Raw genomic sequence first — 533 nt, forward strand, 5'->3', positions numbered from 1 at the left:
ATATCTAGGTCAGATAATAGCCTGAGCCACGCTCAATCAGTAGGTCGCCTTGTATAAATGCGCAGTTGCGAAAAACGGTTGGTTAATAATATCTAGGTCAAACTATTCGCCTGAGCCACGTTCAATCAGTTGCGAAAGACGTTTGGAACGCTAAACAACAATGAATGCGAAACAGATAAACAAATCAACGCTTGCGGAACTAGACTATTTATTGTCTATAATCGATTGGAATTGCGAAACTTTTACGGAATTAGCGGAAGCGGTATGGTTGCGTTTAGAACAATTATCGAATAACGCGCGAGCAAACCATGGTACGAAAGCTTTTTGGAATATGGTGGATCGGATAATAGCTAATCGATTTTATATGGATGATGCGGATGAATATCAAATCGGGGGTGGCTTTGAATTGAGTCATTTCTACGAAATGGATCCGGTAAATCATGTGCACGTTAAATGGTTTGCTTTAACCGGTGCCATGATTCGAATTAGATTTAGAAATTTAAAAGATAGCCCTGATGCGGGAGAAACATTTG

1 protein-coding gene is annotated in these 533 nt (G+C 40.0%); it reads left to right on the top strand.

Going from position 1 to position 533, the window contains the following annotated elements:
• Positions 1-160: 160 nt before the first annotated feature.
• A partial coding sequence (locus GY937_23225; GenBank protein MCP5059628.1) for a hypothetical protein occupies positions 161-533 on the top strand: 373 nt, incomplete at its 3' end.

This window comes from bacterium (assembly GCA_024228115.1).
In the GTDB taxonomy this organism is placed as follows: Bacteria; Myxococcota_A; UBA9160; order UBA9160; family UBA6930.